Source organism: Clostridium tarantellae (genome assembly GCF_009295725.1).
GTDB classification, from domain to species: domain Bacteria; phylum Bacillota; class Clostridia; order Clostridiales; family Clostridiaceae; genus Sarcina; species Sarcina tarantellae.
Window position 1 is genome coordinate 1 of the sequence record NZ_WHJC01000157.1, and the last position, 7,796, is coordinate 7,796.

Here is a 7,796-nt window from a genome sequence, read left to right on the forward strand (position 1 = left end):
TTTGATCTTTATACATAATTTTACAAATAAAAATTAATTTCATAAGCTAGTTTAAGAGCTTTATGTTTTATAATATAATATACTTATGAATTAAATATGCTATTAAATCTATTTATGATATTACTAAGTAATTTATTAAATTTAAAAACAAATCTTAAATTCTTCTTTTTTTTCTTCTTTTTTTCAATTATTTTTTCTAGTTAAATAAAAATTAATTGAATTTTATTATTTTTTTTAGGTAATAACACATTCTATATGTTTAAAACTCTATATACGCCTTTATAACAAGTTTTTATTTATTCATAGAGTATTTTATCCTTTTAAATTAAAAAACTAATACAAGCCAATATAAAGCTATTTAATAATATAGCTTAAATTGATTAAAAATCTATATTATTAAAGGCTATAGTTATCTATAAAAACTAAAATTAAATATTGTTAATGTATATGGAGTATAAACATAACTTAACATAATATTCTATAATGTTCTAATAAGTATATTGCTTTTACCTTGCTACAATGCTTTTTAAGACATTTTTATTTATATTTAATACTTTTTTCTAAATAAAACAAATATAAAAACTTTTCTTTTACATTCTTTCCAGTGACTTTTTCTATCGTAGAAGAATACAAATCAATTTGAACTTTATATCTATCTAACAGTTCCTTCTCACTTCCATCTTCAACATAATCAGTTTTATAATCTAATAAAACTATTCCATCTTCCTCTTCAAAAAAACAATCTATTATTCCTTGAAGTCTTAACTTTTCTTCTCCATATATTTCTTTATCTAAATTTTTATTTATTCTAATACTAGGTATTTCAGTTAAAAAAGGTAATTCTCTATAAATATGTTTTTCTTCCTTAAATGCCTTTATTAATCTTTTACCTAATTCATCTTTAAAGAAAGCTTTAATTTTATATGGATTTATTATTTTGAATTGTTCTTCTGTTAAAAGTTCACAACTTTTCATATCCTCAATTTGATTTTTTATATCATTTAAATTGCCAACTTTATTTAAATCTAAATTTTGCATCACAAAATGAATTATTGTACCTTTTTCAGCAGCTGATATTTTACTTTCTTCTTTTATAAATTTAGGCACTTTCTTAATTGGATTTTTATATAAATTATAACTTTGTTCTTCTATATCTTCATATTCAGCTTTTTTTATATCTGATACTGATATATTAGAAGGCATACTACAACTTTCATAATATTTATATTTAAAATTTAATCTTTTCTCAATTTCTAAATTAACTTTATTATGTGAATTATCAACAAATAATTTTTTATCCTCAACTTTATCCACATTATCATTTATATCATCCACAAAAATATCTTTTTTATTCCAAATTTTTATGTTCCATGTGGATATTTCTTTAGAATCAAAATCAACATCTAAATTTCCAATTTCTCTAATTACTTTACCTTTAGGATGCTTTACCATGGCCATTGAAATCCAATCTAAATAACTTTTACCTTTCATTACTTTACTTGGAGATATAGTTAAATTATCATTTATCATAGCTGCATTACACCAATTTCCACAACTCTTTATTATATCATTTGTTGCTCCTGTTATTATTAATTTCTCCTTTGCTCTAGTAAATGCAACATATAAAATTCTCATTTCTTCTGATAATGTCTCTAACTCAATTTTTTTCTTAATAGAATATTTTTGTAATGTAGGGTAACTTATTCTTTTTTCTATATCTATACAATCTGCCCCTATACCTAATTCATCATGGAATAATAAGTTACTTTTTAAATCCATAAGATTAAATTGTTTTCCTGCTCCTGATAAAAATACTACTGGAAACTCTAACCCTTTACTTTTGTGTATACTCATTATTCTCACTACATTTTCATTTTCACCTAAAATTTTAGCACTTCCTAAATCTCCTGAAGATTTCTTTAACTTATTAATAAAATTAATAAAATTAAATAATCCTTTAAAACTAGTTTCTTCATACTGTTTAGCTCTTTGAAACAAAATTCTTAAATTAGCTTGTCTTTGAACTCCATTAGGCATAGCTCCAACATAACCATAGTATGAAGTATCCGTATATAAATACCAAATAAATTCATCAATAGGAGTATAAACAGACTTTTCTCTCCATTTCTTTAAGCATTTTTTAAAATATAAACATTTATTTTTTAATTCAATATTTATCTCATCATCAAAAATTCCTTTGCAAATTTCCTTTATATTTTCATAAAAATATTTTTTCTTATCTAAAAGTCTAATTTCCGCTAATTCTTCAGCATTGAAAGAAAAAATTGGTGAACGTAATGATGATATTATATAAATATCCTGAAGTGGATTATCTATTATATGAAGAAGAGCCATCATCGTTCTTATTTCTATGCTTTGAAAATATCCTGTTCCAGTATCAGCATAAACAGGTATACCCTCCATACCTAATTCTTCAACAAAGGTTTCAGCCCAATTTTTAGTTGCTCTTAAAAGTATAACTATATCTTTAAACCTTAATTTCCTATATTTATTTATTTGTTTATCCCAAACCATATAAGTATTTCTATCATTTGAATTCATTAATTCATTTATCCGTTGTGCTACTATTCTAGCTTCTAATTGAATGCAATCTAAGTCATCCTCTTCTTTTACTATAATTTCATCTTCATCACTTACATTTGATTCCTCAATCTTTTGTCCTGCCTTATTAAGTATATGAAGTTCTATATCTCCAGCTATTTCTATATCATCCAAACATTCATTTTGCACTAATACATTATTTTTTTCTAATTTTTTATAATCAGCACCTAAATTTAAAGATTCTTTTTCATCGTAATTAAGCTCACCTACTATTTCACTCATTAAAATTTTAAAAATATAATTTGCACCATATATAACTTCTTTTCTACTTCTAAAATTTTTATATAACATTATTTTTTTATTATATTTATTTCCTTTTTCTTTATAAGTATTATACTTCTCTAAAAATAATTCAGGTTTTGCTTGTCTAAATCTATAAATACTTTGTTTTACATCTCCTACCATAAATACATTAGGTTCTTTAGTATTTTTTTTTGAAATCATATTTATTATAGTTTCTTGAACATTATTACTATCTTGATATTCATCTACTAAAACTTCTTTAAATTTTTCTCTAAAATCTAGTGCTACTTTCGATGGTAAAATATTTTTTTTATTTTCGCTATTAATTAATATTTTTAAACATAAATGTTCTAAATCATTGAAATCTAATATACCTTTTTCTCTTTTTTTCTCATTATATTTTTTTGAAAACTCTATAACCAAATTAGTTAAGCATTTTATTAAAGGATACATTTTTCTTATTCCTTCTATAGCTTCATCTAATTCAATATAAAAAACTTTTTCCTTAAGTTCTTTTATAGATTTTTTAACTACTTCTCTTAACTCTTTTACTTTATTCTGTGAATCCTCATTTCCTACATCGCTTTTTTTAACTCTTTTTAAAGTAGAAAATTTGATATTACTTAAAACTTTTTGTATTTTACTTAAACTACTATCTAAAGATTTACTAATATGTTCTATTTGTAAAATATCATCCTTTATATTTTCTAAATAAGGTTCTAATCCTAATGTACTTTCACAAATATTATAAGCTTCATTTAACATCTCTAAAAAGCTTTCTATTTCTATATACATACTTTGTTTTAATATATTAACCCAAGCTTTTTTATCTAATTCTTCTATTGATAAAATATTAAAATCTTCTGCTTTTTCTGTTAACCATTCTTCTGGCCAAGGTCCACTCATAGAAAAATGATATAATCTTAATAATATATCATGTAATTTATTATCATTTTTGCTTCCTCCATAGGCTTCTACTAAAGCTAAGAAATTTTTATCTTCTTCATTGTATCTTTCTTCAAACAAATCAACTACTAACTCTTGCTTTATCAATGTACATTCCGTTTCATCTCCAATTCTAAATGCAGGATCTAATTCAATAAGATGAAAATTATTCTTTATAACTTCTAAACAAAAAGAATGCATAGTAGTAATGCTAGCTCTATTTAATAATGCTAATTGTCTTTGCAAAATAACAGATGTTGGATCTTTCTCTAATTCTTTCGATATAGCATCACCTATTCTTTCTCTCATTTCTGAAGCTGCAGCATTAGTAAAAGTCACAACTAATAATCTATCTATATCTACTGGATTTTCTTTATTTGTTATCATTTTTATTATTCTTTCAACTAAAACCGCAGTTTTTCCTGAACCAGCAGCTGCTGCAACTAAAAGATTACATCCTCTCGTTTCAATAGCAGAAAGTTGTTCTTTAGTCCATTTAGTTCCCATTACTTACCCTCCCCTAAATTTAAAGTGATTCTACTTCCCATTTCATTCCACAGCTCTTTATCATTCTTATTAGATATAACATTATATTTATTATTTTCTATACCACTATCAAATTGGCATATATGAGAATAATCACAAAAATCACATACTGTTATTTTATCTTCTTTGCATGGTTCTATATTTATTTTTCCAGTTAAAATATCATTACAAATTTCTATCATTTTTTCATTAACATAAGCTCTTAATATATCAAACTGCTCTTTTGTTATTACTGAACTTGTTTCCCTAAGTTCTCCATCCTTTTTTATTGCAGCTGGAATTATTAAAGAATATCCGCTCTCTAATTCATTATCCATACATTTAACCACTTCTATATCTTTTAAAAGTAATCCATCCATTTTTAATTCTTTTAATACTTTTTCTTTTATTTCATTTTCATTTAAATTTTTATTTGATTTTATTATAGGGTCATCTATTTTAAAATAAAGTATAGCTCCTGGGTAAGCTTGTTTTTTAATTATGTTTTCTGAATTTTTTATTAATGCATCTAAATATACTAATAATTGAATTTGTAGTCCATTATATAATTTATTTAAATCAAACTTTGTATTTCCTGATTTATAATCTATAATTCTTAAATAAGATTTATCCTCTAAACTTAAAGTATCTATTCTATCTATTCTTCCAGTTAAATAAACTACTTCTCCTGACGATAATTCTATTTTTATTGGGTTTCCATCTGTGTTAGTTCCAAAAGCAAATTCATTTTTGAATACTTCAAAATTGCTTCTTTTCATTTGCTCAGATATAATAACTACTGATTTAGTTAAAATTCTTTTAAATCTATCTGTAAAATATTTGTACCTTTTAGAACTATTTAAAATAGATTCTTTATTTTTATTTAATTGTTTTTCAACTAAAATATTTATTATTTCTCTACATTTTTCTATATTTAAATCACACCATTTTAATCCTTCACTTCTAACTTCATCTGTAAATTCATCTAGAATTTCATGCATGAAATTTCCTAAATCTGGTGAAGTAAATTCATATATTTTTCTATCCTTGGCTTTTAAACCATATTGAACATAATATGCAAATGGGCACTGGGCATATTTTTCTAATCTAGAAACACTTAAAGTTATTTTTCCATTTTTATCACCATATAATTTCTTTATTTTTTCTTTAGATAAACTTTCCTCTAAATTTGTATATGCTAATCCTTTAAATATTCTATTTGATTTTTCTATCCATTCTGCATGATTTTTAAACCAATTATATACATCACTCCAGTACTCTTCTATTACTTTGCCATCATAATTTTTTCTTAAAGCTCCTATAAGTTCATTAAAGGTGGGTACTTTTGATGAAATTTTATAATAAAAATTATTTTCTAAATTATGCTTAAAACTTTCACTTTCTTCAATGATATTAGGTAATATTTTTTTTAATCTATGAACAACAATAGATGGTCTTAAAGATTTTCCTTCAAAATCTGATAAGGGGTAAGTTATAACTAAATATTCTTTCGATATGGTTAATGCTGTATAAACTAAAAATTGTTCTTCAAACATTTTTGTTTTAGTATCTGAGGCCAAATCTATACCTTTAAACTTTAAAAATTCTCTATCCTTATCTGATAATATTCCCTCATCCTTATTAACTGAAGGTAGCACTCCATCATTTACACCCACAATATATACAGCTTTAGCACCATTACTTTTAACTCTAGTTATATCTCCTACTGTCACTTCATCTAATGATATAGGTATTAAACCCATTTCATATTTAGAAAACCCTACATTAAGAATTTTAGAAAACTCTTTTAATTCAATAACTTCTTCTCCTAATACTTCTACAGCTTGATCTAAAACTTCTATAAATATATCTAATACTTGAGAATATTCTTTTGCTTTTTGTGGTAAATTTTTCTCTTCAAAATAGGTTACAACTTTATCAATTCTTTCTATTACATTTAAATCTTCATCTAAAAATTCATATAAATATTTACTTAACTCTCTTAAAGTTTTCTTTCCAGTACATTTTTCATAAAATTTTTTCAAAGGAACTATAACTTGTTCTCTTATTTTGTTTATTATTATCATATGTTCTTTATCTTCTTCAGTTATATCTTGTTGTTTAAATAAATTTTGAATTATTATTTGCCATTTCTTATCCCATTTATCACCTTTTATACCATTAGCTAATACATAATTCTCTAAAATATCAATATGTTCTGTTTCTATACCTACTAATCCACTTTTCAAATATTTAAACATACTTTCATAGTTCCAATTTTTTGTTACTATATCAATAGCTGAAGTTATTAAAACTATTAACGGATTACTTGCAACATCCATTTTTTTATCAATGTAGTATGGAATTTCATATTCATTAAATATTACTGTACTTATTTTTTCATAAGATTCTATATTTCTACATACAATAGCTATATCTTTAAATCTATAGCCTTTTTCTCTAATTAATCTTAAAATATCTTTTGCTATAAACTCTATTTCATCATAGCTATTATTAGCTTTATATAGTCTTACATTTTTATTTTCACCTTTATATTCTTTAAAAGGATAAAAATACATTTGTCTCTCAATATGATATAGCTCTTTATCTTCTTTAAATTTAAATGGTATCTCTTCATTTAAATTTATATATCCTTTAAAAGGCAAATTATTTTCCTCAATAGCTCTTATTAATCTTTTTTCTGTACTTTTGGTTGCTGCAAATAAATCACTATCACCAATAGAAACATTATTTTCATCTAAAGATAAAGTTATGTTAACTGTTTTAGCTCGTTTTATAAGTTTTAAAATAATTTTAATTTGTTGAGGAGTAAAAGTAGTAAATTCATCTATCCATACTTCTGCTCCATCATACATATTACAATCTTCAAGCTTGTCTGATAACATATCAAGTTGATCTTCCCCATCTATATAATTTTCATGTAATTTAATATTAAAATTGCTGAATAAAAGCTTTAAATCCTGAATCTTTAATTTTAAATTTTCATCTTCTGTTTCTTCATATATATTATTTAATATTTCCTCGGTAATATTATACTTTTTAAATTCAGTAATAGTTTTTGAAACAATATCAATAAATCCAGCTTGTTTAGCAGCACCTGAAAATATAGTCATTTCATTACTTAAGTCTTCAAGTAGTCTATAGATTAACATGCTTTTACCAGCATCTTTCATTAATTTTTTATTTAAACCACCATATTTGTTAAATACTTTATAAGCTAATCTTTTAAAACTTAAAACATCAGCATATAATACATATTTTTCACCTATATTATTTAGAATTTTATTTTCTGTTTGGAAAGTAAATTGTTCTGGAACAATAAGCAATAACTTATTTTCTACTCCTTTTTCTATCTTTTTTTTTATTTGATTTATACAATAATAACTTTTTCCCGTTCCTGCTCTCCCATATATTATTCTTAATCCCATAAAGACCTCCAT

Annotated in this window: 2 protein-coding genes; both read right to left on the bottom strand. The window is 23.7% G+C overall.

What is annotated here, in order from left to right; genetic code table 11:
* Positions 1 to 537: 537 nt before the first annotated feature.
* Entirely contained in the window at positions 538 to 4,317 is a 3,780-nt protein-coding gene (gene addA / locus GBZ86_RS10190; protein WP_152890334.1) for a helicase-exonuclease AddAB subunit AddA, read from the bottom strand.
* Entirely contained in the window at positions 4,317 to 7,784 is a 3,468-nt protein-coding gene (gene addB, locus GBZ86_RS10195) for a helicase-exonuclease AddAB subunit AddB (protein ID WP_152890336.1), read from the bottom strand. The genes addA and addB overlap by 1 nt, the downstream gene beginning before the upstream one ends.
* Positions 7,785 to 7,796: the final 12 nt, after the last annotated feature.